We start from the raw sequence: 2,375 nt of genomic DNA, 5'->3' as shown, positions 1-2,375 counted from the left end.
TCTTTTTCCGATCCGATTTCCTCGGTGCTTTCCAGGTTTCCGCTTTCGCGTTTCCCTTTCCGGCGGTTCCGACTCTATCAGATCCTTTCGGGCCTGACTCCCAGTCAGCGGGCTTGCCTTCCCGGCTGTTGGGCCGTTCCGACGTCCCAAACTTTAGCGGATCCTCTCGGCGGTTCCTAATCGGGCCGCCGAGCCCAAAGCGAATTGAATTCGGGCGCGCCGAATTCACCCCGGATGGGAGATCGTGCTGGTGGTTTGGTTGCCGCATTCGCGGCGGAGGTGCTACCGCAGAACCGTTACGGCCCCGTGGCAACTCGAAGAACCTTACGGACCGGGGAAGGTCGTGTCAACCCTCCCTGTCAAGATCTTTAATCCAGGTCGCTGAGCCGGCCGCCCGCGTCCGGCTGGGCGTGCTCCACTCGTCGCAGAAGACGGGTCAGCACCTCGCCCAGGACGCCGCGCTCGTCGGCGGAAAGGTCCTGGAGCAGGTCCTCCTCGAAGACCGTGGCGAGGCGCATCGCCTCAAGCCACTTCTCGCGCCCCTCGTCCGTGAGCTCCACGATGACGCGAACCCGATTGGACTCATCGCGCTCTCGCGTGACCAGCCCCTCCGCGACCAGGCGGTCGATGCGGTGGGTCATCGCGGCAGGGGTGAGGCCCAGCCGCTTGGCGAGGTCGCTCGGGCCCATGCGGTACGGGGCCCCGGAGAGGACGAGAGCCTTCAGGACCTCCCACTCGGCATTGCTGATGCCCAGCGCGGCGGTCTGGCGCCCGTAGGCGACGTTCATCCGCCGGTTGAGGCGGGACAGGGCCGAGACGATCTTCTCGACCTGGGGGTCGAGGTCCCGGAACTCGCGCTGGTAGGCGGCGATCTGTTCGTCGAGTGTCGGCTCGCTGACGCCGGGGTTGTCGCCCATGGTCCCGAGTATCGCATGACGTCGCTTGGCGTTGAAGTCCTTCGAGGTGTACAGTTCAACATCTAACTTTAGCTTCGAAGTCTTCACCTCTGCATCCATGCACGGGGAAGCTTCACGACCAAGGCAGGTGAAAGTGACCAGGGCGATGGGCGCAGCGATGCGCCGGATCCACGTGGGCAACGCACTCGGAGCGTTCGGGCTCGGCTTTACCGTCCCCTTCCTCTACGTCTACGTGGCGCAGGTACGGGGACTCGGCTCCATGACGGCGGGCCTCGTGCTCGCCGTCTTCGCCGTAGCCGCTCTCGTCGTGCTGCCGTTCGCCGGGCGAGCCATCGTCCGGCGCGGCGCGCTGCCGGTCCTGCTCGCCGCCCTGGTCACCGCCGCCTTCGGAGCGCTGAGCCTGGGGCTCGCGAACAGCGCCACGACCGTGCTGCTGTCGGCGGCCGCGCTCGGTGCGGGACAGGCCGTGATGCAGCCGGCGCTGGCGACGATGATCGTGGACTGCTCCACGGCGGACACCCGCTCGCGCGCCTTCGCCCTGCAGTTCTTCCTGCAGAACCTCGGGCTCGGCATCGGTGGTCTGATCGGCGGCCACATCGTCGACACCTCGCGGGCCGGCTCCTTCACGCTGCTGTTCGCGATCGAGGCGGCGATGTTCCTGCTGCTCGTCGTGATCATGTCGACCGTACGGATGCCGCGCGCGCCGAAGGTGGAAGGAGCACCGCAGGCCAAGGGCGGCAGCTGGAAGCAGCTGCTCGGCAACCGAGCCATGGTGCAGCTGTCCGTGCTGGGCTTCGTGCTGTTCTTCGCCTGCTACGGGCAGTTCGAGTCGGGGCTCTCCGCGTACGGCGTCGAGGCGGCCGGGATCTCCACCTCCGCGCTCGGTACGGCGATGGCGGCGAACACCGCGATGATCGTGGTCGCGCAGTTCGCGGTGCTCAAGTTCGTCGAGCGCCGGAAGCGGTCCCGGGTGATCGCCGCGGTCGGTCTCATCTGGGCCGTCGCGTGGCTCACGGCCGGTTACGCGGGCCTCGGCCACGGCAGCCGGACGATGGCCACGGCGGCCTTCGTCTCGACGTACGCGCTCTTCGGGCTCGGCGAGGCGATGCTGTCGCCGACCGTCGCGCCGCTGGTCGCCGACCTGGCACCGACGGGCATGGCCGGTCAGTACAACTCCGCCTTCGCGCTGGTGAAGCAGCTCGCGCTGGCGGTCGGTCCCGCGGTGGGCGGTCCCATGGCGGCATCACTGCACGGCCCGTACATCGTGACGTTCCTGCTCTTCTCGCTCGGCATCACATTCCTGGCCGTGCGGCTGGGGCGGCAGCTCACCCCCGTACAGAACCAGCCGTCGCTCGCGAAGAGCCGGGTGGTCGCGCAGGGCGGGGCGCCGACGGAGCCGGTGCCGGTTCCGGCGAGCTCCTGACGGACGGACACACGAAGACGGCCGCGACCACCGTC

2 protein-coding genes are annotated in these 2,375 nt (G+C 68.0%); one reads left to right on the top strand and one right to left on the bottom strand.

Going from position 1 to position 2,375, the window contains the following annotated elements; translation table 11 throughout:
- Nucleotides 1–368: 368 nt before the first annotated feature.
- Nucleotides 369–917: a MarR family winged helix-turn-helix transcriptional regulator gene (locus IEY95_RS19760; protein WP_189187344.1), complete on the bottom strand. Its 549-nt coding sequence runs from the start codon at nucleotides 915–917 to the stop codon at nucleotides 369–371.
- A 145-nt stretch (nucleotides 918–1,062) separates the two neighbouring features.
- Between IEY95_RS19760 and IEY95_RS19755 the strand changes: the two genes are divergently transcribed.
- On the top strand, nucleotides 1,063–2,340 hold the full coding sequence (locus IEY95_RS19755; RefSeq protein WP_189187343.1) for an MFS transporter: 1,278 nt from the start codon (nucleotides 1,063–1,065) through the stop codon (nucleotides 2,338–2,340).
- Nucleotides 2,341–2,375 lie beyond the last annotated feature (35 nt).

It is taken from the genome of Streptomyces albiflavescens, from assembly GCF_014645835.1.
GTDB classification, from domain to species: Bacteria; Actinomycetota; Actinomycetes; order Streptomycetales; family Streptomycetaceae; genus Streptomyces; species Streptomyces albiflavescens.
Note: the sequence above shows the minus strand (reverse complement) of the source record. Positions and strands in the feature narration are given on the sequence as shown.